The sequence below is a fragment of the Rhodanobacter sp. UC4452_H20 genome (genome assembly GCF_052978205.1).
Window position 1 is genome coordinate 2,292,487 of sequence record NZ_CM129662.1, and the last position, 22,494, is coordinate 2,314,980.

At 67.7% G+C, this 22,494-nt stretch carries 27 protein-coding genes and 1 CRISPR repeat array (1 of these 28 only partly in view); of the genes, 22 read left to right on the forward strand and 5 right to left on the reverse strand.

Features of this window, described 5'->3' with window-relative positions:
• A CRISPR array of direct repeats spans positions 1 to 1,282; the repeat unit is 28 nt; unit sequence GTTCGCTGCCGCGCAGGCAGCTCAGAAA; it begins 7,449 nt to the left of the window's first position.
• Positions 1,283 to 1,370: 88 nt separating this feature from the next.
• The 3 genes from ACVCMC_RS10745 to ACVCMC_RS10755 all read right to left on the reverse strand — a co-directional run bounded on the left by ACVCMC_RS10745 (position 1,371) and on the right by ACVCMC_RS10755 (position 9,213).
• On the reverse strand, positions 1,371 to 4,511 hold the full coding sequence (locus tag ACVCMC_RS10745; protein WP_447097268.1) for an efflux RND transporter permease subunit: 3,141 nt from the start codon (positions 4,509 to 4,511) through the stop codon (positions 1,371 to 1,373).
• 160 nt (positions 4,512 to 4,671) lie between these two features.
• On the reverse strand, positions 4,672 to 7,911 hold the full coding sequence (locus ACVCMC_RS10750; RefSeq protein WP_447097269.1) for an efflux RND transporter permease subunit: 3,240 nt from the start codon (positions 7,909 to 7,911) through the stop codon (positions 4,672 to 4,674).
• An 84-nt stretch (positions 7,912 to 7,995) separates the two neighbouring features.
• A complete protein-coding gene (locus ACVCMC_RS10755) occupies positions 7,996 to 9,213 on the reverse strand; it encodes an efflux RND transporter periplasmic adaptor subunit (protein ID WP_395116293.1) in 1,218 nt (405 codons plus the stop codon).
• A gap of 503 nt (positions 9,214 to 9,716) precedes the next feature.
• On the opposite strand from ACVCMC_RS10755, the gene ACVCMC_RS10760 reads away from it, so the two are divergent.
• Positions 9,717 to 10,181 (forward strand): c-type cytochrome, encoded by a 465-nt coding sequence (locus ACVCMC_RS10760; protein WP_395121332.1) that lies wholly within the window; start codon positions 9,717 to 9,719, stop codon positions 10,179 to 10,181.
• Positions 10,182 to 10,832: 651 nt separating this feature from the next.
• Here ACVCMC_RS10760 and ACVCMC_RS10765 read toward each other — a convergent pair.
• Positions 10,833 to 11,150: a hypothetical protein gene (locus tag ACVCMC_RS10765; RefSeq protein ID WP_447097270.1), complete on the reverse strand. Its 318-nt coding sequence runs from the start codon at positions 11,148 to 11,150 to the stop codon at positions 10,833 to 10,835.
• Between the two features lie 25 nt (positions 11,151 to 11,175).
• Positions 11,176 to 11,577, reverse strand: coding sequence for a helix-turn-helix domain-containing protein (locus ACVCMC_RS10770; protein WP_447097271.1), 402 nt, complete (start codon positions 11,575 to 11,577; stop codon positions 11,176 to 11,178).
• Between the two features lie 223 nt (positions 11,578 to 11,800).
• Between ACVCMC_RS10770 and ACVCMC_RS10775 the strand changes: the two genes are divergently transcribed.
• The 21 genes from ACVCMC_RS10775 to ACVCMC_RS10875 all read left to right on the forward strand — a co-directional run bounded on the left by ACVCMC_RS10775 (position 11,801) and on the right by ACVCMC_RS10875 (position 22,482).
• Entirely contained in the window at positions 11,801 to 12,157 is a 357-nt protein-coding gene (locus tag ACVCMC_RS10775; protein ID WP_447097272.1) for a helix-turn-helix domain-containing protein, read from the forward strand.
• Between the two features lie 382 nt (positions 12,158 to 12,539).
• Positions 12,540 to 12,989: a hypothetical protein gene (locus ACVCMC_RS10780; RefSeq protein ID WP_447097273.1), complete on the forward strand. Its 450-nt coding sequence runs from the start codon at positions 12,540 to 12,542 to the stop codon at positions 12,987 to 12,989.
• A complete protein-coding gene (locus tag ACVCMC_RS10785) occupies positions 12,989 to 14,947 on the forward strand; it encodes a transposase domain-containing protein (RefSeq protein WP_447097274.1) in 1,959 nt (652 codons plus the stop codon). The genes ACVCMC_RS10780 and ACVCMC_RS10785 overlap by 1 nt, the downstream gene beginning before the upstream one ends.
• Before the next feature lie 72 nt (positions 14,948 to 15,019).
• Positions 15,020 to 15,988, forward strand: a complete 969-nt coding sequence (locus ACVCMC_RS10790; RefSeq protein ID WP_447097275.1) for an AAA family ATPase — start codon at positions 15,020 to 15,022, stop codon at positions 15,986 to 15,988.
• Entirely contained in the window at positions 15,985 to 16,296 is a 312-nt protein-coding gene (locus ACVCMC_RS10795) for a hypothetical protein (protein WP_447097276.1), read from the forward strand. The genes ACVCMC_RS10790 and ACVCMC_RS10795 overlap by 4 nt, the downstream gene beginning before the upstream one ends.
• Before the next feature lie 9 nt (positions 16,297 to 16,305).
• Positions 16,306 to 16,677 carry a hypothetical protein gene (locus ACVCMC_RS10800; protein ID WP_447097277.1) on the forward strand — a complete coding sequence of 124 codons (372 nt, stop codon included), beginning with the start codon at positions 16,306 to 16,308 and terminating at the stop codon, positions 16,675 to 16,677.
• Positions 16,674 to 16,994 carry a hypothetical protein gene (locus ACVCMC_RS10805; RefSeq protein WP_447097278.1) on the forward strand — a complete coding sequence of 107 codons (321 nt, stop codon included), beginning with the start codon at positions 16,674 to 16,676 and terminating at the stop codon, positions 16,992 to 16,994. The genes ACVCMC_RS10800 and ACVCMC_RS10805 overlap by 4 nt, the downstream gene beginning before the upstream one ends.
• Positions 16,995 to 16,997: 3 nt before the next feature.
• Positions 16,998 to 17,417 (forward strand): hypothetical protein, encoded by a 420-nt coding sequence (locus ACVCMC_RS10810; RefSeq protein ID WP_447097279.1) that lies wholly within the window; start codon positions 16,998 to 17,000, stop codon positions 17,415 to 17,417.
• A gap of 3 nt (positions 17,418 to 17,420) precedes the next feature.
• Entirely contained in the window at positions 17,421 to 17,576 is a 156-nt protein-coding gene (locus ACVCMC_RS10815) for a hypothetical protein (protein ID WP_447097280.1), read from the forward strand.
• Entirely contained in the window at positions 17,573 to 18,268 is a 696-nt protein-coding gene (locus tag ACVCMC_RS10820) for a hypothetical protein (protein ID WP_447097281.1), read from the forward strand. Before ACVCMC_RS10815 ends, ACVCMC_RS10820 begins: the two co-directional genes overlap by 4 nt.
• Positions 18,265 to 18,441 (forward strand): hypothetical protein, encoded by a 177-nt coding sequence (locus ACVCMC_RS10825; RefSeq protein ID WP_447097282.1) that lies wholly within the window; start codon positions 18,265 to 18,267, stop codon positions 18,439 to 18,441. Before ACVCMC_RS10820 ends, ACVCMC_RS10825 begins: the two co-directional genes overlap by 4 nt.
• Entirely contained in the window at positions 18,434 to 19,048 is a 615-nt protein-coding gene (locus tag ACVCMC_RS10830) for a DUF3164 family protein (protein ID WP_447097283.1), read from the forward strand. Before ACVCMC_RS10825 ends, ACVCMC_RS10830 begins: the two co-directional genes overlap by 8 nt.
• 1 nt (position 19,049) lies before the next feature.
• Positions 19,050 to 19,502 carry a hypothetical protein gene (locus ACVCMC_RS10835; RefSeq protein WP_447097284.1) on the forward strand — a complete coding sequence of 151 codons (453 nt, stop codon included), beginning with the start codon at positions 19,050 to 19,052 and terminating at the stop codon, positions 19,500 to 19,502.
• Positions 19,499 to 19,801 (forward strand): hypothetical protein, encoded by a 303-nt coding sequence (locus ACVCMC_RS10840; RefSeq protein WP_447097285.1) that lies wholly within the window; start codon positions 19,499 to 19,501, stop codon positions 19,799 to 19,801. The genes ACVCMC_RS10835 and ACVCMC_RS10840 overlap by 4 nt, the downstream gene beginning before the upstream one ends.
• Positions 19,798 to 19,935 carry a hypothetical protein gene (locus ACVCMC_RS10845; RefSeq protein ID WP_447097286.1) on the forward strand — a complete coding sequence of 46 codons (138 nt, stop codon included), beginning with the start codon at positions 19,798 to 19,800 and terminating at the stop codon, positions 19,933 to 19,935. The genes ACVCMC_RS10840 and ACVCMC_RS10845 overlap by 4 nt, the downstream gene beginning before the upstream one ends.
• Positions 19,932 to 20,324 carry a hypothetical protein gene (locus ACVCMC_RS10850; RefSeq protein WP_447097287.1) on the forward strand — a complete coding sequence of 131 codons (393 nt, stop codon included), beginning with the start codon at positions 19,932 to 19,934 and terminating at the stop codon, positions 20,322 to 20,324. Before ACVCMC_RS10845 ends, ACVCMC_RS10850 begins: the two co-directional genes overlap by 4 nt.
• A 198-nt stretch (positions 20,325 to 20,522) precedes the next feature.
• Positions 20,523 to 20,981, forward strand: coding sequence for a gp16 family protein (locus ACVCMC_RS10855; RefSeq protein WP_447097288.1), 459 nt, complete (start codon positions 20,523 to 20,525; stop codon positions 20,979 to 20,981).
• A 1-nt stretch (position 20,982) separates the two neighbouring features.
• On the forward strand, positions 20,983 to 21,225 hold the full coding sequence (locus tag ACVCMC_RS10860) for a hypothetical protein (RefSeq protein WP_447097289.1): 243 nt from the start codon (positions 20,983 to 20,985) through the stop codon (positions 21,223 to 21,225).
• The gene (locus ACVCMC_RS10865; protein WP_447097290.1) at positions 21,225 to 21,506 is read left to right on the forward strand and encodes a hypothetical protein; all 282 of its coding nucleotides are present in this window, start codon (positions 21,225 to 21,227) and stop codon (positions 21,504 to 21,506) included. Before ACVCMC_RS10860 ends, ACVCMC_RS10865 begins: the two co-directional genes overlap by 1 nt.
• The gene (locus ACVCMC_RS10870; RefSeq protein ID WP_447097291.1) at positions 21,497 to 22,084 is read left to right on the forward strand and encodes a hypothetical protein; all 588 of its coding nucleotides are present in this window, start codon (positions 21,497 to 21,499) and stop codon (positions 22,082 to 22,084) included. Before ACVCMC_RS10865 ends, ACVCMC_RS10870 begins: the two co-directional genes overlap by 10 nt.
• The gene (locus ACVCMC_RS10875; RefSeq protein WP_447097292.1) at positions 22,081 to 22,482 is read left to right on the forward strand and encodes a Mor transcription activator family protein; all 402 of its coding nucleotides are present in this window, start codon (positions 22,081 to 22,083) and stop codon (positions 22,480 to 22,482) included. Before ACVCMC_RS10870 ends, ACVCMC_RS10875 begins: the two co-directional genes overlap by 4 nt.
• Positions 22,483 to 22,494 lie beyond the last annotated feature (12 nt).

Genomic DNA, 22,494 nt, shown 5'->3' on the forward strand with positions numbered 1-22,494 from the left:
GCCGCGCAGGCAGCTCAGAAAAACGCGAAGCCATGCAGCGCCGCATCCGGGGCGTTCGCTGCCGCGCAGGCAGCTCAGAAAGAAATGGGCGGACAGCCGCGCGTGGAAGACGTGTTCGCTGCCGCGCAGGCAGCTCAGAAAAGATCGTGGATCTTGGCCGCCCGGACCTGGTTGTTCGCTGCCGCGCAGGCAGCTCAGAAAAGAGATGCCGCTGATCTGCAAACCCATTTCCCGTTCGCTGCCGCGCAGGCAGCTCAGAAACGCACCATCCGCGGCGAGTACCAGATCGGTCCGTTCGCTGCCGCGCAGGCAGCTCAGAAAGATAGTTAGGGCGCTGCCCTACGGAGAATGAAGTTCGCTGCCGCGCAGGCAGCTCAGAAAGCGAGGCATAACACCTGATTAGACGGCGAATCGTTCGCTGCCGCGCAGGCAGCTCAGAAAGCCCAGGCGTTCATCCTCCCGCCCGACCCCGGGTTCGCTGCCGCGCAGGCAGCTCAGAAAAGCCCCGACGCAATACCGGGAATGCGTCCTCCGTTCGCTGCCGCGCAGGCAGCTCAGAAATGCAGGCCGTTGACGGCCGTGAGCGTGGTTTCGTTCGCTGCCGCGCAGGCAGCTCAGAAAGCCAAGCCCGCCGCCACGCCGCTCGACATGGCGTTCGCTGCCGCGCAGGCAGCTCAGAAATTCGGCAATCCGTGTCAATAGGTCGCGCTGATGTTCGCTGCCGCGCAGGCGGCTCAGAAATGGACGCCGACGTGGCCGCGCGCAGCATCCGCGTTCGCTGCCGCGCAGGCAGCTCAGAAAAAGTGCTGCTGCAGGCGCTGGACAAGGCCAGCGTTCGCTGCCGCGCAGGCAGCTCAGAAATTGTCGATGTGCGACAGGTGGCTGATGCGAATGTTCGCTGCCGCGCAGGCAGCTCAGAAAACCGTATGGCGTCGCGGGCGATACCATCGTGCGTTCGCTGCCGCGCAGGCAGCTCAGAAAATCGAGAACACCGGCGCGGTGGTGCGCGTTTCTGTTCGCTGCCGCGCAGGCAGCTCAGAAATCGAAGGCCACCTGATGCGGCGACGGGATGGCGTTCGCTGCCGCGCAGGCAGCTCAGAAATGGGCAAGGTCGTCGCCGGGAAGTTCACCGAGGTTCGCTGCCGCGCAGGCAGCTCAGAAAGCGCGCAGATCTGACGCTTCGCACCATCCATGGTTCGCTGCCGCGCAGGCAGCTCAGAAAAGCACCGGCGTCGATCCGCAGCAGGCCGCGTTGTTCGCTGCCGCGCAGGCAGCTCAGAAAGAAACCCGCCGCGCCCCCGACCTTCGTGCCCAGTTCGTGGCGCGCAGGCAGCCCACCGTCCGCATTGCACAATGCAGGGGCGAAACCATCAGGTCCCGGCAACAACCTGACGACGCCGTGCCAGCTTGCGCTCGCGCCGGCGCGCGCTCCACGCCTTGCGCCGTTCGGCCAGGCAGGAGAACACCACGTACAGCGCCGGGGTGCTGAGCAGGGTGAGGCTTTGCGAGATCAGCAGGCCGCCGATCAGGGCGATGCCGAGCGGGCGGCGCAGTTCGCTGCCTTCGCCCAGGCCGATGGCGATCGGCAGCGCGGCGAGGATGGCAACCATGGTGGTCATCATGATCGGGCGGAAGCGCACCAGGCAGGCTTCGCGCACGGCCTCCAGCGGCGGCTTGTGGTGTTCGCGCTGGGCGACCAGGGCGAAGTCGATCATCATGATCGCGTTCTTCTTGACGATGCCGATCAACAGCACCAGCGCGATCTGCGCCACCACCGACAACTCGGTGTCGGTCAGCCACAGTGCCAGCAACGCGCCGACACCTGCCGCCGGCAGCGTGGAAAGGATGGTGACGGGGTGGATCAGGCTCTCGTACAGCATGCCAAGCACGATGTAGACGGTGACGATCGCGGCCAGCACCAGCCACAGCATGCCACTCTGCGACTCCTGGAAGCGGCGGAAATCCCCGCCCATGTTGAGCTTGATGTCGCCGGGCATGCGCATGTTGCCCACGGTGGCCTGGATCACCTGCATCGCCTGGCCCATGCTCACCCCGGGCGCGAGGTTGAAGCTCAGGTCCATCGTGGTGAACTGGTTCTGGTGGGTGATCTGCGACGGCGCCAGGCCGGATTCCTGGCGGGCGAACGCGGTGATCGGCACCATCTGGCCCTGGTTCGATTTCACGTATACGCGATTGAGCGCGTCCGGCGTGGCGGTCTGCGCGGGCAGCGCGTTGACCACCACGCTGTACTGGTTGATGTCCGAGTAGATGGTCGACACCTGGCGCTGGCCGAAGGCGTCGTAAAGCGCGCCGTCGATGGCGCCGATGGACACCCCGAGCCGCGCCGCGGTGTCGCGATCGATCACGATGTTCTGGCGCAGGCCGCCCTCCTCCACGTCGCTGCCGACGTCGCGCAGCAGCGGGTTCTTCTTCAGCTCGGCCACCAGTCGCGGCAGCCACAGTTGCAGCGTGGCGAGGTCGTTGCCCTGCAGCGAGACCTGGTATTGCGCGCCCTGGCTGGTGCCGCCGCCACCGCCGCTGGGCAGGTCCTGCACGGCGCGCAGGCGCAGGTGCAGGTCGGGATACTTCGCGGCCTTGGCGCTCAACCGGGCCAGCACGGTGAAGGTGTCGTCGGTGCGCCCTTCGCTGCGCGTCTTGAGGTCGATGTTGAACGAGCCGCTGGCACCCTGGCGGCTGCTGCCCAGGCGCGTGCCCACCGTGGCCACGTCCGGGTCGGCCAGCAGCATCGCGGTGAGCCGCTCCAGCCGCTGCCGGCTCTCGTCGAACGATACCGTGGCGCTGGAGGTGGCGCGGCCCCAGATCAGGCCGGTGTCCTGCTGCGGGAACAGACCGGTCTTGACCACGGTGAACAGGTAGAACGTGGCGACGATCAGCACCAGGGGCGTCAGCGAGAAGGCCAGCACGTGGCGCAGCGAGAAATCCAGCGCCCGCCGGTACACGCCGAGCATGCGGGCGTGGAAGCGGTCCAGCACGTGGCTGCGCTCGGGCCCGGCGCTGGCCTCGCGTGCGCGATGGCCGCCGAGGAAACGCCCGCACAGCGCCGGCGTGAGCGTCAGCGACACCGCGGCCGACACCACGATCGCCGCCACCAGGGTCACCGCGAACTCGTGCATGAACATGCCGGTGATGCCGCCGGCGAACAGCAGCGGGATGAACACCGCCACCAGCGAGGCGGTGATCGAGACGATGGTGAAGCCGATCTCGCGCGCGCCGGCCAGGGTGGCCTGCATGCGCGTCATGCCGTCGTCGATGTGGCGAATGATGTTCTCGATCACCACGATCGCGTCGTCCACCACGAACCCGATCGCGATCACCAGCGCCAGCAGGGTGAGGTTGTTGAGCGTGTAGTCGAGGATGTACATCGCCACGAACGCACCGGCCAGCGACAGCGGCACCGCCACCGCGGCGATCAGCGTGGGTGCGAGACGACGCAGGAACAGCGCCATGGTCAGCACCACCATCGCCAGCGAGATCAGCAAGGTCGCCTGTACCTCATGCAGCGAGGCGCGGATGGTTGGCGTGCCGTCGAAGAACGGGGTGAGCCGGGTGCCTGGCTGCAGGAACGTGCGCAGCGCCGGCAGTTGCGCCTTGACCAGGTCCACGGTGGAGATGACGTTGGCGTCGGCCTTCTTGTACACGTACATCAGCACCGCCGGCTGGCCGCCGAACCACGCCGCCTGGTAGGCGTCCTCGGTACCGGCGTAGACGTTCGCCACGTCGGCGAGGCGCACCGGCGTGCCATCGTGGCTGGCCACCACCAGTTTCGCGAAGTCCGCGGCGCTGTGCAGCGAGGTGGTGGCGGCCACCGCCATGCGCGTCTTGCCGTCGCTGAGGAAGCCTTCCGGCGAGGTCACGTTGGCCGCGCGCAAGGCGTTGCGCAGCTGGTCCGGCGACAGGCCCATCGCGTTGAGCGCGCGCAGGTTCACGTCGACGCGGATCGCCGGGGTCGAAGCGCCGGCGATCTCCACCGACGAGACACCCGGCAACTGGCGCAGGCGCTGCGCCAGCAAGGTGTCGGCGACGTTGTAGAGATCGCCCGCGGCCTGCGTGTCGGAGGTCAGCGCGAAGGCGATCACCGGGTCGTCGTTGGGATTGGCCTTCTGGTAGCTGGGCGCGCCGTTGAGGCCGCTGGGCAGGTCCGGCGCGGCCGCGTTGATCGCCGCCTGCACGTCGCGCGCGGCCGAACCCAGGTCGGTGCCGTTGCGGAACATCATGAAGACGAAGGTGCGCCCTTCCGAACTGGACGAGCGCATCGTCTCGATGCCGGGGACCTGGCCCAGGTGCCGTTCCAGCGGCGCGGCCACGGTGGAGGCCATGGTGCTGGCGTCGGCGCCGGCCTGGCTGGCCTGCACGAAGATCGCCGGGAACTGCATGTTCGGCAGCGCCGACACGCCGAGCAGGAAGTAGCAGATCATGCCGCCGACGAACAGGCCGATCGCGAGCAAGCTGGTGCCGATCGGACGGCGGATGAAGGAGCCGGAGACATTCATGCGGGAAACACGACCGTGGTGCAGGCGGCACGATGCCGGGCGGGATCCAGGCGAATCATCCCACCCTCAACGCACCAGCGGCAAAACGGTTGATCGGGACGCGAAAAGGAAAAACCCCTGCCGGCATTGCGCGGGCAGGGGCAAAGGGAAGCGATCGAGGTCACGCCGTGCCGTCGGCCCGTGCATGTTCCAGCGCACGCCGTTCCCGGCGTGCGGCGAGCCAGTCGGAGAAACGCTCCATGTACAGGTAGATCACGGGCGTGGTGTACAGCGTCACCAGCTGCGACAGCAGCAGGCCGCCGACGATCGACACGCCCAGCGGCCGGCGCAGCTCCGAGCCGATGCCGGTGCCCAGCGCCAGCGGCAAGGCGCCGAGCATCGCCGCCGCGGTGGTCATCATGATCGGGCGGAAGCGCAGCAGGCAGGCGCGGCGGATCGCGTCATGCGCGTTGAGGCCGGTGCGGCGCGCCTCGATCGCGAAGTCGATCATCATGATCGCGTTCTTCTTGACGATGCCGATCAAGAGCACGATGCCCACGATGCCGTCCACCGACAGGCTCATGCCGAACATCATCAGTGCCAGCAGCGCGCCCACGCCAGCCGGCGGCAGGGTGGAGATGATCGTCAGCGGGTGGATGTAGCTCTCGTACAGCACGCCCAGCACGATGTAGATCACCACGATCGCGGCCAGCAGCAACAGCACCTCGTCGCCCAGCGAGGAGTTGAACTCGGCGGCCTTGCCGATGAACTGGCCGCGCACCTGTGGCGGGAAGTTCAGCTCCGCGTTGATCTGGTGGATCGCCGACACCGCGTCGGACAGCGAATAGCCCGGCGCCACGTTGAACGACAGCGTCACCGCCGGCAGCTGCTGCTGGTGGCTGACCACCAGCGGTGCGCTGGTGACCTCGGCATTGGCCAGCGAGGACAGCGGGATGGTGCCGCCGCCGCCCAGCGCGATGCCGATGTTGCCGGTGTTGCCGATGCCGCTGGGGGTGGCCGAGTTGCTCGACTTCACCTGGCCGAAGCTGGTGGCGTTGCTGCCGGTCAGCGCGCCGGAGCCGTTGCCGCGCACGGTGAGCTTGTTGAGCAGGTCGCTGCTGTTGCGGAACTCCGGCGCCACCTCCAGCACCACGCGGTACTGGTTGAGCTGGGTGAAGATGGTGGAGATCTGGCGCTGGCCAAAGGCGTCGTACAAGGTGTCGTCGATGGTCTGCACCGGCACGCCCATGCGGCTGGCCTTCTCGCGATCGATGGTCAGCTTGAGCGCGTTGCCGCGGTCGGCCAGGTTGTTGCTGACGTCCGCCAGCTCCGGCCGCTGGCGCATGGCGCGGGTCATCTGGTCGGCGTACTTGGCCAGCTCGGCGGAGTCCACCTGGGACAGCGCGTACTGGTATTCGGTGGCCGACACGGTGCTGTCCAGGGTCACGTCCTGCACCGGTTTCAGGTACAGCGCCACGCCGGGGATGTCGGCCACGCTCTGCTGCAGCCGCGGCAGCAGCTGGTCCAAGCCGTCGCGGTCGCCGCGATCCTTCAGCACGATGCTGAGCTGGCCCTGGTTCAAGGTGGGGTTGATCGTGCCGGCGCCGATGAACGCCGCCACGCCGGCCACCGCCGGGTCCTTGCGCAACGCCTCGGCCACTGCCTTGGTGCGCTGCTCCATCGCCGGAAACGCAATGTTGTCGTCGGCCTGCACCACGCCGGTGATCAGGCCGGTGTCCTGCTCGGGCAGCAGGCCCTTGGGGATGGCGATGTACAGGAACACGGTCAGCACCACCGCGGCGCCGGCCACCAGCATGGTCAGGCGCTGGTGGTCGAGCACCCAGTCCAGCGAATTCTCGTACACGTGCACGGTGCGCGCCCACACGGTGCGCCTGCCGGCGGCGGCGTGGCGCTCGTGCGCGTCGTCGCCTTCCGGCAGCTGGTCGGGCTTGAGCAGGTAGGCGCACATCATCGGCGTCAGCGTCAGCGAGACCAGCATCGAGATGCTCACCGCGATGGTCAGCACCCAGGCGAACTCGTGGAACAACCGGCCGGTGACACCGGGCATCAGCAGCAGCGGCAGGAACACCGCCACCAGCGACACGGTCAGCGACAGCACGGTGAAGCCGATCTCCTTCGCGCCGATCTCGGCCGCCTCCTTGCCGCTCTTGCCCTGTTCGATGTAGCGCACGATGTTTTCGATCATCACGATCGCATCGTCGACCACGAAGCCGGTGGCCACCGTCAGCGCCATCAGCGAGAGATTGTCCAGCGACATGCCGGTGAAACTCATCACGCCGAACGTGCCCAGCAGCGACAGCGGCACCGCGGTGGCCGGAATGATGGTGGCCCACAGCCGGCGCAGGAACACGAAGATCACGCCCACCACCAGGAACACGGTGAGGATCAGGGTGAACTCCACGTCGTGCACCGAGGCGCGGATGGTCACCGTGCGGTCGGCGAACACGTCCAGGTGCACGTCGGCCGGCAGCGCGTTGCGCAGCTCGGGCAGGATGCGGCGGATCTGCTCCACCGTCTGCACGATGTTGGCGCCGGGCTGGCGGCGCACGTCCAGCAGTACCGCCGGCTTGCCGTTGGCCCACGCGGCGAGCTGGTCGTTCTCCACGCCGTCGACCACCCTGGCCACGTCGGACAGCCGCACCGGCGCGTTGCCGCGGTAGCTGATGATGGTGCTCTTGTACTGCTCGGCATCGGCCAACTGGTCGTTGGTGCCGATCGAGTAGCTCTGCGTCTTGCCGTTCAGCGTGCCCTTGGGCGCGTTGACGTTGGCCTGGGTCAGTGCGCTGCGCACGTCCTCCATGGTCAGGCCGAGATTGGCCAGTTGCGCCGGGTTGACCTGGATGCGCACGGCCGGGCGCACGTTGCCGGCGATCGAGACCAGGCCCACGCCCTGCACCTGCGACAGCTTCTGCGCCAGGATCGAGTCGGCCAGGTCGTTGACGTCGCGCAGCGGGCGGCTGTCCGACTGCAGCGCCAGGGTGAGGATCGGCGCATCGGCCGGATTGACCCGGTTGTACACCGGCGGATACGGCAGGTTGCCCGGCAGCGTGCCCTTGGCCTGGTTGATCGCCGCCTGCACGTCCTGCGCGGCGATGTCGATGTCGCGGCCCATGTTGAACTGCAGCACGATCGTCGACAGGCCCGCGGAGGAGTCCGAACTCATCATGCTGAGCCCGGAGATCTGCCCCAGGTTGCGCTCCAGCGGCGTGGTGATCAGCGTCGCCATGGTGGTGGCGCTGGCACCCGGATACTGCGTGGTCACCACCAGGCTGGGCGCCTCGATCTCCGGCAGCGCCGACACCGGCAACTGGCGAAAGCCCAGGATACCGAGCAGCAGCACCGCCACCATCAGCAGCGAAGTGGCGATCGGGCGGCGAATGAAGAGGGTGGAGAAGCCCATGACTATCCGTGACGAAGTGGGGCGGCAGTTGCCGCGTTCGAGACGCGCGCCAGCCCGCGGCAACGCCGCGGGCTCACGCGGACATCAGTGACGACCGCGGCCACCCTTGTTGTCCTGCCTGGACTTCTGCAATTCCGCCGCGGTGGGCGCGGCCGGCACTTCGCCCGGCTTGAGCGGGTTGACCTTGCTGCCGGGCTTGAGCCGGAACTGGCCTTCGGTCACCACCTTGTCGCCGACCTTGAGCCCGCTGCCGACCATCACGTGGCTGTCGCCGACTTCGCCGGCCACCACGATCGACTGCATCTTGACCGTGTTGTCGCCCTGCACGAGGTAGACATAATCGCCGTCCGGCCCGCGCTGCACGCCCTGCGAGGGGATCACCAGGCCGCCGTCGACGGTGTTCACCAGCAGCCGCACGTTGACGAACTGGCCCGGCCACAACTCGTCGTGCTCGTTGGAAAACTCCGACTTCAGGCGGAACGTGCCGGTGCTGGTGTCGATCTGGTTGTCGATCACCTTGAGCACGCCGCCGCTGGCGATCGGATGGGCGTCGACGCGATCGAGCGCGGTGACCTCCAGTGGCTTGCCGCCCTGCGCCGCGCTGCGCACCATGTCCAGGTTCTGCTCCGGCAAGGTAAACATCACGTTGATCGGGTGCAGCTGGGTCAGCGTGACGATCGCACTGGAGGTGGTCACCACGTTGCCCGGGTCCACCGCGCGGATACCGGCCAGGCCGTCGATCGGCGAGCGGATCTCGGTGTAGTCGAGCTGCACCTTGGCGTCGCGGATCGCGGCCTCGTCGGCCGCCACGGCCGCCTCGTACTGGGCCACGGTGTTCTTCTGCGTGACCTGGTCGATCTTGGCCACGTACTGGCTGTACTTGGGGTCCTGCGAGCGCTGGTAGTTGCTGCGCGCCGTGGCCAGCAGGGATTGATCCTGCTTGCGCCGGCTGACCGCCTGGTCATAGTTGGCCTGGAAGGTGCGCGGGTCGATGCGCGCCAGCACCTGGCCCTGCTTCACCGGCTGTCCTTCGGTGAACTCGATGCTGAGCAGCCGCCCGGACACCTGCGGGATCACCGTCACCGTGTTGAGCGCCTGCACCGTGCCCAGCGCCGTCAGGTACACCGGCACGTTCTGCTTGACCACCGGCACCACGGTCACCGGCACCGGCGGCGCGTCGCCGCCCTTGCCGTTGGCGCCCTTCGCCGCGCCATCGCCCGGCTTGTGCAACATGCGGATGCCGACCACGGCGATCACGACCACCGCCAGCACGATCAACGCGATCTTCCAAAAACGCGACATGTGGAACTCCTGGATTGAACCGGGGCGAGCAACCGGGGAAGGCCGCTGCCGCAGGCACCACGTGGGCAGACGCGCCCCCATGGACAAAGCATAGGTGGACGGCAACCGCTTTGAACAATGCCGGTCGACAGGGGTGGGGCATGACCGATGGCAGGGTTTTGCGCCCCGCCGCACATGGGACCGGGCCGTGTGCACAACGTTCCGGGCACCGCATCGGCATACACCCGATCGGTCACCCTGAAACTTGTCGGGCGCTTCGTTTATAATACCGGACTGGTCGCCAGCGCGCCCCCGAGGGCGCGATCCGGACACCGGCAGCAGGGGTTGGGGTGCATCGAGGTTTTCGACCCTGGCGGCTGCGGCGGTTTCGCGATTCCGGCGTGACGGTAAGGCAACAAGGCGGTCCAAGCCCGCCCACTGACAGGAGTACGTGCGTGAGCGGTCCCCTTAGCAAATCCGACCAGGGCTTCCTGCGTCAGTTCTCGCTGACCATCGGCGCGCTGATGGTTCTTACCGTGATCCTTGTGTTGTCCGCGCTGGCGATCAACAACAGCGAGCCCAAGGAAACCAATCCGAACCACCCGGCCACGGTCGCCGCACGGCTCGCCCCCGCCGGCGCCGTCTATGCCGGCGACACCGGCCGTGCCGCCATGCAGGCCGCCGCCGACCAGGCCGCCAAGGCCGCCGCCTCCCAGGTGGCCTACGGCGGCACCACCGACGGCAAGGAAATCTACGACCACCTGTGCACCAGTTGCCATACGGCCGGCATCGCCGGCGCGCCGAAGCTCGGCGACAAGGCCATGTGGGGCCCACGCATCAAGCAGGGCATCGACGTGCTGGTCAAGCATGCGATCGAGGGCTACCACGGCCCCGACGGCAATTTCATGCCGCCCAAGGGCGGCAATCCCGCGCTCACCGACGAGCAGGTCACCGCCGCCGTGCACTGGATCGTCGATCAGGCGAAGTAATTTCGGCTTCAATGAAGTTCAAGATAAACGCCGCCCTCCGGGCGGCGTTTTCGTTCGCCCCCTCTCCCTGCGGCGACAAAAGGGAGTCCCCTTGCGGGTGAGAGGGTTGGGGAGAGGGTTCCCGGCCCTGTGCGTACTCGCGGGTGAAGGGCCTTGAGCGTTCGACGCAGCATGAACCATCACACTCCTCACGCACCCTCATCCGCCCTCCGGGCACCTTCTCCCGAGGGGAGAAGGAAACCAGGTTTCGCTCCCACACCCCCATCACCCTGCCCCTCCATCCACCCCGCCACAAACCCCCGCAACTCCGGAAAAAACACTTCGAACCGCCGCTGCAACTCCTCCTGCCGCGCCACCAGTACCGGCAGCGCGGTATCCAGCGGATTGGTGTGCAGGGACACGGGGTTTGAGGAATCGGGACATGGCGGATTATAGCGGGATGGAACGGGACGAAAGCCAACAACGGCGCGGGTTTAGGGGCGTTTCGCCGTAGCAGTCGCGCCATATCGCAGGTTTGCGAAATGGGGCTGAAAAAAGGGCCAGAGACATTAGGTTTGCGAAATGAAGCCGGCGTGTGTGCCGGCTTCATGCGTCTTTGAGGGGCGTTTAAAAGTGTTGCCAGCAACGCTTTTGAACGTTGTCTGCAACAAGTTAGCGGGCGGGCGGCGCGCAAGGCGGATCGCAGGCGGCGTCGAGGGCCGCGCCCTGGCGGGCGAGTGTGGCGACCAGTTGCTCCAGTTGTGGCAGGTCCAGGCCCGTGATCGCCTCGCAGCCGGCCGAATAGACGAAATTCTCCAGGTGCTCCTGGAGCGAGTAGCGCGCGGCCAACAGCCTGGCGTCTGAAATGAGGCCCTTGCGCCGGACCGTGCCGAGCGGGCCGCTACGCAGCCACGCCGCGGACCTGGGCGGGGTCTGAACCGTCGCTTCCTGCAGCAGCTGACGGACCCTTGTCACTTTCCCTTCAAGCATGGTCTACCCCCTGTAGGTAGTGGAATCACGCCGCGAATGCGCGCGCGAAGTGAAGCACCCGGGCCTCCGGCAGCCCTTCGATGAGCAGTTCGTAGATCAGGGAAACGAGCTCGGCGTGCTTGGCCGGGGGCAGTTCCTTCTCGCCGAGTGCATCAGCGGCCAGCTGCAACGCCATCGTCAGCTCGTCAAGTCTCACGGACTGCGAAGCCTCGTCTGTTGACCATTGCGCGGGCGCTTCCCTGACCTCCTGGGCGTACATCTCCCCATCGCCAGTGGCGAGCCATTCCAGGCGAACGCCCTTCGCGGCGGCCAGCTTGACCAAGGGCCGGAATGACGGTGTGCCTCCCTTTTCATAGCGAGCGAGCTGGTCCGTGGACATCCCGGCCACCCTGGCCGCTTCCGCGCGGCTGTCGAACAGCTTGATCAACGCGGATATGCGGCGTTCAAGTTCCGGCGCTGGAACTTGGCTGGCGCGTTCAAGTTCGCTTCCAGCATTCAACATAACGAAATATCCATGTAAATCACTGGTTTAGTAAGAGTGCCGCGCATATGCCGCCGCGAACGAACTTGAATGCCGCGCATCCGCTTGACAGTGCCGCGGATATGCGTACTATCTACGTCGCAAATATCACCAAGGGGAAACGCGCCACATGTCCATCGCCACGGCTCAAAAAAAGCCAGTCGTAATCGACTGGCACGCTGCCGACGTCGTCGCCGCCCTCCGCAAGAAAGGCTGGTCGCTGCAGCAGCTCGCATTGTTCCACGGCTACGCCAGCCGGACCTCTCTCGCGAAGGCTCTTGCCCAACCGTACCCGAAGGCCGAGCAGCTGATCGCGGAAGCCCTGGGCATCAAGCCCCAGGTGATCTGGCCAACCCGCTACAACGCCGACGGAACCTCCAACCGGGCGCGTGGCATGAAGCCCATGCGCCCGGAACATATCCGCATCGTGTCCAAGGCTACCACCGTGGCGCGCAGCGGCAATCCACAAAACCCTTCGGGCCGCTAGACATGGCCGCCCTTTACCGCCTGGCCCGGGCAAACGGGCGGGGATCAGCCGGAGAGTGCCCCGCGTCGCGTCTCGCGAAAACCCCGTTTCCATTTCCTGCAGTGCGTGAGCTGGCTTGCCGCGTTGCGGCGGTCGCAGTGGCGCGTTGCCGCGCATCGGCGATGTCGTATCTCCCCAGCGCGAGCGCACAACCATTCCCCTTGGACGCCGTGTTGTACAACCGGCACGCCATCGGTCCAGCGGTTCGCGGCACGACATGGCGCGTGTTCTGGTGCCTCGCAGACGAGCGTTACCTGTGCTGCGATGCCACCGGCGCCATCATTGTCCGCAGGGTCGCCATGCTTTCCGATCGCAGTCGCTGGCAGCCGCTGGGAGAACTTCTGTGACTCGCCGGGCCGTAGGGGCGGCCTCCGGTGATCTGTTCGAGATCCCGCAACCTGTCGGCACCGCGCCTGGGTCTCTGGACTTCCGCCCGGTGGTCAGCGAGCTGATCTCCGCCATGCTGGCGGTCGCCCACAACTCGGGCATGGACCGCCACGAAGTGGCCGCGCGCGCCAGCCGGCTGACCGGCAAAGACGTGACCAAGAACATGCTCGACGGCTACACCGCGCCGGCCCGCGAGGAGTTCAACTGCCCGCTGTGGCTGGCACCGGTGCTGGAGATCGTCTGCAGCAGCACGCCGCTGGCCGCCTGGCACGTGGGCGTGCACGGCGGGCGCATGAGCGTCGGCGCCGAAACGATAGACGCCGAGATCGGACGGCTCATGCGCGAGCGTGACCTGGCGGACGCACGCATGCGCGACCTGAAAGAGCTGCGCCGGAGGGTCCGCTGATGGCCGACGGCACTGTCCACGAGCGCTGGTACGCCGCAGCCGACCTGGTGGGTCTGGCTGGCCTGCCGAGCACGCCGCAGAACATCACGAGTCGAGCCAAGCGCGAAGGTTGGCAGGCGCGCGCGCGCAGCGGCCGCGGCGGCGGGAACGAATACTCGTTTGCCAGCTTGCCGGCGATCACTCAAGCCGCGCTGCTCTTGCGCGAGCGTCCACCGCGCCCGGTCCGCGCCCGCAACACGCTGGCGCCGAGCGAGGCTCGCCTGGCCACCGTGTGGCAGCGCTTCGACCAGTCCAAGCAAGCCATGAAAGACGTGGCGGCCCTGCGCCTGCAGGCGCTCGACGCCGTCAGCGCGCTGGTGCGCGGCGGCACGTCGCTAATGCAGGCGCGCGAGATCATCGCCGCCCAGCTCCAGCGCGACGGCGTGCGCGGCGGCAGTGCCGCCAGCATCGGCCGCTGGCAGCAGGATGTGGCGCACGCCGACCGCAAGGATTGGCTCGCGCTGCTGTTGCCGCACTACAGCGGCCGCACCACCACCGTCGAGATCGAGCCGGACGCCTGGGAGCTGTTCAAGGCGGACTACCTGCGCCAGGAGCAGCCCACCGCCAGCAGTTGCTATGACCGCCTGCAGCGCATCGCCGACACGCGCGGCTGGGAGTTGCCGAGCCTCAAGACCTTCACCCGGCGTGTCATGCGCGAACTGCCGCGCGCCGTGCGAGTACTGGCCCGCGAGGGAGAGGAAGCGCTGGCGAAAACCTACCCGGCGCAGGAGCGCGACCGCTCCATGCTGGAGGCGCTCGAAGGCGTCAACGCCGACGGCCACCGCTGGGACATCAACGTGCGGTTCCCCGATGGCAGCATCGGTCGGCCGTGCATCCTCGGCTGGCAGGACCTGGGCCGCGGCAAGCTGCTGGCGTGGCGCCTGGGCGACCACGAAAACAGCGACATGGTGCGGCTCAGCTTCGGCGACATGGTGCGCACTTACGGCGTACCCGGCAGCGTGTACCTGGACAACGGCCGCGCGTTCGCCAGCAAGTGGATGACCGGCGGCACACCCAACCGCTACCGCTTCAAGATCCGCGAGGAAGACCCCACCGGCCTGATCACCGGCCTGGTCGGCGCCGACAACGTCCACTGGGTCACGCCGTACCACGGCCAGGCCAAGCCGATCGAGCGCATGTGGCGTGACTTCTGCGACCGCATCGCGCGCCACCCGGCGTTCGCCGGTGCCTACGTCGGCAACAACGTGGCCAACAAGCCGGAGAACTACGGTAGCCGCGCGATCGAGTGGGCCGAGTTCGAGCGCGTGGTGAACAGCGAGATCCACGCGCACAACGCGCGCACCGGCCGGCAGTTGAAATCCTGCGCCGGCCGCAGCTTTGACCAGGCGTTCGCCGAGAGCTACGCGCGCATCACCGTGCGCAAGGTCAGCGAGGAACAGCTGCGCCAGCTGCTGCTCGCCGCCGAGGCCGTTACCGCCAGCCCGATCGACGGCAGCGTGCGCCTGGCCGGTAACCGCTACTGGACCGAGGCGCTGAGCGAGCACGCCGGCCGCAAGGTCGTGCTGCGCGTGGATCCGTGGCACCTGCAGGGCGTGGCCCACGTCTACGCGCTGGACGGCACCTACATCGCCGGCGCCGAGTGCGTCGCGGCGGTCGGCTTCGCCGACGTCAATGCGGCACGCGAGCACGCCCGTGGCAAGAAGCAATACAAGCGCGCCGCCAAGGACATGCTCGCCGCCGAGCAGCTCATGGATGCCGCCGCCGTCGCGGCCCAGCTGCCGGACATGACGCCACCGGACACCGTCCCGGCCGGCGTGATCGCGCCGGTGTTCGGGCTGCATGGCAAGAAGCCGGAAGCGCCCGCGCCGCGCGCCGCGTCCACCGGCACCGAAGGGCCCAGCTCGCTGGACGTGTTGATGTTCCAGCGGGCCCAGCAAATGAAGGCGGAACAGATTTAAAGACGCCGCGGCGGTGTTACGAGCACCGCCGCGACTAGGTAGCAGCACCACCACAACCCAAGGGGCTAGATCATGAGCGATACCGCAACCGTACGATCAATCTATCAGGGCGACGCCGACCTCCGCGACCAGGTGCAGGCGTGCATGGCGCGCGACAAGCGCATGAGCCAGGTCATCGTGTCGAAGGAGGCCGGCATCAGCGCGGCCACCCTCAACCAGTGGCTGGCCGGCAAGTACCAGGGCGACAACGAAGGCATCGACGGCAAGATGCGGCTGTGGCTGGAGGCCGACATGGCCCGCCGCGCCGCCGGCAGCGCCATGCCGGTCGCGCCCGGCTACATCAGCACGCCCACCAGCGGCCGCGTGCTCGGCGCCCTGGCGTACGCACAGATGGCGGGCGACATCGCCATCGCCTACGGCAACGCCGGCGTCGGCAAGACCGCCAGTTGCCAGCACTACCGCACCAGCAGCCCCAGCGTGTGGATCGCCACCATGACGCCCAGCACGTCCGGCGTGGTCACCGCCCTGCAGGAGGTCTGCGAGGCGCTGGGGCTGGATTCCAGCGGCGGCGCGCGGGCGATGAACAAACGCATCGAGCGCCGCGTGCGCGACACCCACGGCCTGCTGATCATCGACGAGTCGCAGCACCTGTCCGTGCAGGCGCTCGACGAGCTGCGCAGCATCCACGACGCCACCGGCATCGGCCTGGCTTTCGTCGGCAATGACGGCGTGTTCGCGCGCATGGCCGGCGGGCGCAATGCCCAGCAGCTGGATCGCCTGTACAGCCGCATCGGCAAGCGCCTGCGCCTGCAGCAGAGCACCGAGGCCGACATCGTCGCGCTGATCAAGGCGTGGGGCATCGTCGACGCCAAGTGCCACGCCACCCTGATCGCCGTGGCCCGCGGCCCCGGCGCCCTGCGCACGCTCACCAAGACCCTGCGCCTGGCCAGCATGTACGCCGCCGCCGAAGGCCGCGGCGTGTGCTGCGAAGACGTGCGCGCCGCCGCTACCGAGCTTGGCTCGATGGACGGTGCCAAGTGACCGGCCTGGCCACCACCGTGCTGAGCGGTGATGCGGCGTTCCTGGTCGCTACGCAGGCCGAGCTGCTGACCAACCACAACGGCTGCGACGTCTACAAGCTCAAGACGCCGGATCTCCGCGTCGGCGTGTACGAGAGCGCCACCCGGCGCCTGGTGATCTTCGACGCGGCTGCGCTGGTGGCGCTGGCCCTGAGCGAGGTCACCGACGTACCGCAGACCGGGTTCCGCCCGATCAGCCTCGACGAGGGCGAGGCGCGCATCGAGTACCTGCATCCGGTGGCCGCCGCCGACCCGCCCAGCCGCCTGTGAGGTAGCGCCATGCAAGCCGAACTGTTCCGCAGCAACGATCTGACGCCCGACACCGTTCTGGCCGCTCTGCAGAACTGTGTCGGCGAAGCCTCCGGCGCCACCGCCGAGCAGCTGGTGCTGGCGATCACCGGCCGGCGCAGTGCCGCCGACCTACGCCGCCTGCGCACCGTGATCGAGGCGCTGCGCACGGCCGGCCACCGCATCTGCGCCAACCCGGCCCACGGCTACTACCTCGCTGCCAGCGACACCGAGCTCGACCGGACGTGCAGTTTCCTGCACGACCGGGCCATGACATCCCTCCGCCAGGTGTGCGCGATGAAGCGCGTCGCCCTGCCGGACCTGCGCGGGCAGCTGGGGCTGCCCCTGGAGCAAGCCTCATGAGCGTTTTGAACGACATTCGAGAGTCCATCCAACTGCGTTTGCGCACCCAGTCCGTCGCGGCCATGCGCGCGGTGGACAAGGCCGCCAAGGCCATCCGCTACCTGCACCTGCACGGCTGCACCGTGCAGCAGGTCACCATCCGCCCCGACCATGTCGTGATCGAGATCGACCAGCCGGGCGAATGGCTGAAAGGCTCCATGCACATCACCCGCGTGAACGGGCGGTACCGCGAGGTTGTCCGCGTCGCGCCGGTGCTGGGCTGCCAGGTGCAGTGGATCGAGCGCGAAGCGCACGTGCTGCTGCAGCGGGAGGGCTGAGCCATGCGCATCACTTTCGAGGATCACGGCCAGGACTTCCTCACCTGGCAGCTCGACAACAACGGCGTCGTGGTGGATTGCCTGCCGTTCCAGGCGACCTTCTGGTGCGGCGCCACAGTGCTGCACCCCAAGCGGCTAAAGGTGGGGTCCAAGGTGGCGTTCACGAGGGACGCCGATGCGACGACCGTCTTCACCGTCCACTATCGCGTCGCAGCGATCGAACCCGACCTGACTGCCGATGCATTCACCGCCCAGTATCCGGTCGGCACGCCATGCCGCTACTACCCGGTCGCTGGGGACAGCGAACACCTCAAGACGAAGACTCGCTCCGAAGCCTGGACGCTGGGCCACGGCGCCGTGGTCGTGAAGATCGAGGGCCGCACCGGTGGCGTCGATATCAATCACCTGGTCATGGAGGGCTGAGCCATGAAATTCGCCGTACACACCGACAAGGCCGTGTTCCATATCGAGGCCAAGACCGCGAAGGACGCCCGGGAGATCGTGCTGAAAAAGCACGGCATGCGGATCACCAAGGTGAAGGTGGTCGGCAATCAACCGCGCCAAAGCGGAGAACAGCAATGAGCCTCGTCGACGCTATCCGCACAGCGCTCAAGGACTCCGGCGCGCCGCTGACCCTGGACGATCTGATGGAGCAGCTGCCCGATACCGCCGAACGCAACGTGGTCGGCGCGGCGTGCCGCCAGCTCAAGGATCGCGGCGAGGTGGTGACTTCGGTGGAGGATGGCCGGCTGGCGTATTCCTGGGCCAGTACCGCCCCGCCGCGCGCCAAGCTGATCGGGCGCATCCGCGAGTTGCTGCGCAGCGCTTCGGAGCCACTGACCACCGCGCAGGTTTGCGCGGCGCTGCCAGATGCGAACGAGAGCAGCGTGCAGTCCATGCTATCGCAGCGCGCGCGCGCCGGTGAGTTCACCGCCTCGCGGACAGGACGCAAATTCGCCTATAGCCTCGCCGACCGCGGCGGCGTATCGGTCGCCGTGAACGTGCGCAATGTCACCACGTCCGCACCCGCCGCACCGCCACCGGCGCAGCCCCAACCGCCCGCACCGCCCGCGGCGCCCGCCACGCCCAAGTCGCCGCGCCCGCCCGCGACGAGCGAGCAGGCCGACGCGCTCGACTACGCCGTGCAGATGGCCGAGGCAGCGCGCGAGACCTACGTGCTGTCCAAGGTCGACGCCGATGTCTACACCTGGCTGCAGGCAAGCGTGCACGCCGCGCGTGCCGCCCGCGATGCCTTCAAGGCCACTGCGACATGACCGCCCGCGACAGCACGCTCCCGCCCTGCCTGGCGAACGCGCAGCGCCGGCCGCTCGACGACGAGGACGAGCTGCCGCCGTGGCTGGGCGAACGCCACCGCGACACCACGCACCACATCCACCTAGCCGCGCACGCCGCGGCGCTCGATTCCAAGGACACGCACGATGAATGACACCACCATCCCTGCCGGTCACCGCCGCGACGCCAAGGGGCGCCTGGTGCCCGAGTCGCAGATCAAGCCGATCGACCGCACCCGCGATGACCTGGTGCATGAGCTGTACGCCAAGGCCGAGGCGCTGAACCAGGCCATGCGCGAGTTCAAGCGGGCCGCGTTCGCCGACGTCGAGGCGTTCGTGGATCTGAGCGCCGAGGAGTACGGCGTGAACCTGGGCGGCACCAAGGGCAACGTATCGCTGCTCAGCTTCGACGGCGAGCTGCGCATCCAGCGCGCGATCGCCGAGCGCATCGTGTTCGACGAGCGCCTGCAGGCCGCCAAGCAACTGATCGACGAGTGCCTCACCGAATGGACCGCCGACGCCCGGCCGGAGATCGCGCTGCTGGTGCAGGACGCGTTCCGCGTCGACCAGGCCGGCAACATCCGCACCGGCAACGTGCTGGCGCTCAAGCGCCTGGCCATCGACGACGAGCGCTGGCAGCGGGCGATGGACGCCATCGGCGACGCCGTGCAAGTCGTGGGCACCAGCAGCTACGTGCGCTTCTACCGTCGCCAGGCCAACGGCAGCTACCAGGCGCTCAGCCTGGACCTTGCGGGGGTGTGACGTGGCCGAGATCCTTGGACAACGCACCACCTGCATGCTGCAGGTCAACACCAGCGGCAGTTGGCGCAACGTGCTGACGTTCGACCCGGCGCAGCGCGCCGAGATCGTCGCCAGCCTCGCCACGCTGGCCACCACGCTGGGCGACGACACCACCTGGTGCCTGCACCACCCGGACGGCAAGCGCGAGTGGCTGCACGCGGAGGACTTCGCCGCCGGCGACTGGAAGCCGATCACCGATGCCGAACCGGCGCCGCTGGTCGACGTGCTGGTTTCCGCGTACTCGCCCGACGACGGCATCCCGCACACATTCATGGCGTGGCGCGGCACGACGCCGTGCGGCTACCACGTGTGGATGATCAGCGGCGCCGAGCTTGAGCTGCGGATGCACGTCTACGCGTACCGCCCGATCATGGCGCCCGCACCCGTGCCAGCAGCGCAGCAGGTGTCGGCGTGAAGGTCCGCTATGAGATGGAAACACCGTGGCCGACCGATGTGCCCGCACCGGAGGGCATCGACGGGATCAACTGGTTCAAGCACGGCGAAATGCCCTTTGTCCCCACCATCGACATGGAGATCGACAACGGCGACGGCGACCTGCGGAAGGTGTTGAATGTCTATTGGTGCGCCGAAAATCCGCATGAAGTGACCGTCCATTTTCAAGACGATGTCGCACGCGAGTTGGGCTACTGGCGGCGCGGCGGCTGGCAATCTGATGAGTTGCTGGAGACCGCGGCCAAGGGGCGCAAACCATGAAAGCCGGCCTCCTGTTCCGCCCAGGCAGCCTCTGGATCGGCGCGCACTACTCGCCGGTCCACCGCCGCTGGTGCATCAACCTGGTGCCGTGCGTGACGCTGTGGGTTGCGCTGGCGGGTGGAGACGCGCCATGACCCGCGGCGAGCAAATGGAGCTGGAACGGCGGCTGGTGTTCCCGGGCGCGGTGGCGAAGCTCCAGTGCGACCAGTACGTTGTCGCGCTGGAAGTGCAGCGCGACAAGATGCGCATGGTCGTCATGGTGTATGTCGACGGCCACTTCAAAGGGAAGTGGATGGCCGAGGACTGCGAGGAACGCCGACGCTTCCTTCGGCCAGTGATCCGCCGGCCGAAGCCCTACACGCCCAAGCAGGTGAAGCTCCTGGGCAAGCGGTGGTGCGACGCGCAGCGCGAAAAGCACACGCACACCTACTACCTGCCGTACTGGTCGTCGGTGCGTACCCTGCTGCGCCACCTGCACAAGCACAACAGCGCGGTCGAGCTGTTCGAGCCAGCGGCCGCCTGATGCCTCGCCTCCCCAGGTATTTCGACATCGACCGCCGGGACATTGCCTGGTGGCTTGCCGAGCGCATCCTGCGCGGCCGGCCGGTGCCACTTCCCCAAGAGCTCCAAGACATCTGGGGCATGAGTAGGCCGACCGCACAACGCTGGCGCCGCTGGGCGCTCGATCGGCAACAACAACTTCAAGCACGGGACCCGGAACATGGCCACGTCAATCAGTAAACCCAAGGCGCAACGCAACCGCGAGCTGGCCGCGATCCACGTGATGGCCAGCAAGCAGCTGCGCCTGGACCGCGAGACGTACGTGGCGCTGCTGCAGCGCGTGGGCGGCGTGAACAGCTCGGCCGACCTGGACCAGCGCGGCCGCGGCAAGGTGCTGGACGAACTGCGCCGCCTGGCCGGCGAGGGCCAGAAGCAGATGCGCAACGCCGTGCACCTGCCCGCCGAACCGCAGAACGTGCGCGACGAGATCGCCGGCATGGTGGGCAAGGTCGGCGCGATCCTGGCCGAGCTGGACAAGAGCTGGAACTACGCCCACGGCACCGCCAAGCGGATGTTCAAGGTGCACCGGGTGGAGTGGTTGCGCGCGGACCAGCTGCACAAGCTGGTGGCGGCGCTGAGCTATGCGCAGAAGCGCGAACGGAAAGCCAAGGGGGAATGACATGGCAACGATGCACACCAAATACCGCTGTGACGAGTGTGGCGACATCCACGAAGATGACATCGAGGCCAGGGAGTGCTGCGCGCCGACGATCAGTGAGGTTTTTCAATGTTCGGTATGCCACGCGACGTTCGATGACGAAGACGTGGCAGAGGAGCACTGCTGGGAACACACCGACGCCGAACCGGATGTGCCCACACACGCCGAGCTCGAAGCGGCTGGCCAGCAGGTGTTGCCGCTGTGATGCACGTCACTTGCCCGCATTGCCACCAGGACTTCGCCCACCGCTCCAACGATCTGCCGTCGCGGTTCGCCATTGGCGCGCCGGTGTGGATCTACCACGGGGCCTCGCGGCGCCGCGGCACCGTGGTGGGCGTCACGTTTCGGCCGTTGACCGTCGACTACCTGGTGAGGACCGCCGCCGGTGTGGAGTGCGTCAGCAGCAGCGACGTGTCGCCGCCCGCGGAAGCGCAGCCGGTCGCCGGCAACGTCGTGCAGCTGAGCAGGGCGCCCGCATGCACGTGACCTGCCCCAGCTGCAACGAATCGTTCCCGCTGGTGGCCGGGTTCCTGGAGCCGGATGGCAAGCGCTTCGGCATGCTGCTGGCCGGCATGGAGCCGGTGCTGGGCCGCGCGACGGTGGAGTACCTGGGCCTGTTCACGCCGCCGAAGCAGAAGCTGCGCCTGGCCAGGGCGGTGAAGCTGGTCGCCGCGCTGGACGCCCTGGTGCGCGAGGGCACCGTGTGCCGCGACGAGCGCGGCGGCGTGCGCCGCCCGGCCACCGCCGCCCATTGGGCCGCTGGCATCGAGCAGATGATCGAGCAACGCGCACGGCTCACGCTGCCGCTGGCCAACCACCACTACCTGCGCGCCATCGTCTACGGCATCGCCGACCAGGCCGGCGCCGCGGCCGAGCAGGCGCGCGAAACCGCCGCCCGCTCCGGCCGGCGCGCGGTGGGCCCCAGCCCGCCCACCGTCGCCCGCGACCCGCTCGCCGAGCAGCTCGCCTACCTGGACCAGATGCGCGACTACGGCCGGCTGACCGAGCCGGAGTGGGACGCCGAGCGTGAGAAGGCATTCGCGAAGTACGGGGCCACCGCATGAGCACGCCGCTGGAAACCCTGCAGGACGTGGCGATCGACGCACCCAGCGACGTCTGGCCGAGCATGCTGGCCGAGCTGGTGGACGTGCTGCGCGCCTCGTTCCAGCGCCGCGGCCGCAGCGAGAGCGAGGCGATCGCCGAGGCGCAGCACGCGGCGCTGGCCATCGGCGAATACCTGGGCGGGCGGCAGATCTACCTGCCGCGCGGCGACCGGCTCAAGGAATGGCTGCGCGATCGGGCGATCTACCTGGAGTACAAGGGCACCAACAAGGACGAGCTCGCGCGCCGCCACGGCCTCACCGACCGCCGCATCGAGCAGATCGCGGCGGAGCAGCGCGCGGTGTACATTCGGCGCATCCAGCCGGATCTGTTCGGCGTGACGAAAGGGGAAAGCGCATGAAGAACGTGATCG

What these genes read in the sequence shown, in the direction of transcription:
- ACVCMC_RS10745 (WP_447097268.1), bottom strand. Translation starts at nt 4,511, where the DNA reads ATGAATGTCTCCGGCTCCTTCATCCGCCGTCCGATCGGCACCAGCTTG.
- ACVCMC_RS10750 (WP_447097269.1), bottom strand. Translation starts at nt 7,911, where the DNA reads ATGGGCTTCTCCACCCTCTTCATTCGCCGCCCGATCGCCACTTCGCTG.
- ACVCMC_RS10755 (WP_395116293.1), bottom strand. Translation starts at nt 9,213, where the DNA reads ATGTCGCGTTTTTGGAAGATCGCGTTGATCGTGCTGGCGGTGGTCGTG.
- ACVCMC_RS10760 (WP_395121332.1), top strand. Translation starts at nt 9,717, where the DNA reads ATGGTTCTTACCGTGATCCTTGTGTTGTCCGCGCTGGCGATCAACAAC.
- ACVCMC_RS10765 (WP_447097270.1), bottom strand. Translation starts at nt 11,150, where the DNA reads ATGCTTGAAGGGAAAGTGACAAGGGTCCGTCAGCTGCTGCAGGAAGCG.
- ACVCMC_RS10775 (WP_447097272.1), top strand. Translation starts at nt 11,801, where the DNA reads ATGTCCATCGCCACGGCTCAAAAAAAGCCAGTCGTAATCGACTGGCAC.
- ACVCMC_RS10785 (WP_447097274.1), top strand. Translation starts at nt 12,989, where the DNA reads ATGGCCGACGGCACTGTCCACGAGCGCTGGTACGCCGCAGCCGACCTG.
- ACVCMC_RS10790 (WP_447097275.1), top strand. Translation starts at nt 15,020, where the DNA reads ATGAGCGATACCGCAACCGTACGATCAATCTATCAGGGCGACGCCGAC.
- ACVCMC_RS10800 (WP_447097277.1), top strand. Translation starts at nt 16,306, where the DNA reads ATGCAAGCCGAACTGTTCCGCAGCAACGATCTGACGCCCGACACCGTT.
- ACVCMC_RS10805 (WP_447097278.1), top strand. Translation starts at nt 16,674, where the DNA reads ATGAGCGTTTTGAACGACATTCGAGAGTCCATCCAACTGCGTTTGCGC.
- ACVCMC_RS10810 (WP_447097279.1), top strand. Translation starts at nt 16,998, where the DNA reads ATGCGCATCACTTTCGAGGATCACGGCCAGGACTTCCTCACCTGGCAG.
- ACVCMC_RS10815 (WP_447097280.1), top strand. Translation starts at nt 17,421, where the DNA reads ATGAAATTCGCCGTACACACCGACAAGGCCGTGTTCCATATCGAGGCC.
- ACVCMC_RS10820 (WP_447097281.1), top strand. Translation starts at nt 17,573, where the DNA reads ATGAGCCTCGTCGACGCTATCCGCACAGCGCTCAAGGACTCCGGCGCG.
- ACVCMC_RS10825 (WP_447097282.1), top strand. Translation starts at nt 18,265, where the DNA reads ATGACCGCCCGCGACAGCACGCTCCCGCCCTGCCTGGCGAACGCGCAG.
- ACVCMC_RS10830 (WP_447097283.1), top strand. Translation starts at nt 18,434, where the DNA reads ATGAATGACACCACCATCCCTGCCGGTCACCGCCGCGACGCCAAGGGG.
- ACVCMC_RS10845 (WP_447097286.1), top strand. Translation starts at nt 19,798, where the DNA reads ATGAAAGCCGGCCTCCTGTTCCGCCCAGGCAGCCTCTGGATCGGCGCG.
- ACVCMC_RS10850 (WP_447097287.1), top strand. Translation starts at nt 19,932, where the DNA reads ATGACCCGCGGCGAGCAAATGGAGCTGGAACGGCGGCTGGTGTTCCCG.
- ACVCMC_RS10855 (WP_447097288.1), top strand. Translation starts at nt 20,523, where the DNA reads ATGGCCACGTCAATCAGTAAACCCAAGGCGCAACGCAACCGCGAGCTG.
- ACVCMC_RS10860 (WP_447097289.1), top strand. Translation starts at nt 20,983, where the DNA reads ATGGCAACGATGCACACCAAATACCGCTGTGACGAGTGTGGCGACATC.
- ACVCMC_RS10865 (WP_447097290.1), top strand. Translation starts at nt 21,225, where the DNA reads ATGCACGTCACTTGCCCGCATTGCCACCAGGACTTCGCCCACCGCTCC.
- ACVCMC_RS10870 (WP_447097291.1), top strand. Translation starts at nt 21,497, where the DNA reads ATGCACGTGACCTGCCCCAGCTGCAACGAATCGTTCCCGCTGGTGGCC.
- ACVCMC_RS10875 (WP_447097292.1), top strand. Translation starts at nt 22,081, where the DNA reads ATGAGCACGCCGCTGGAAACCCTGCAGGACGTGGCGATCGACGCACCC.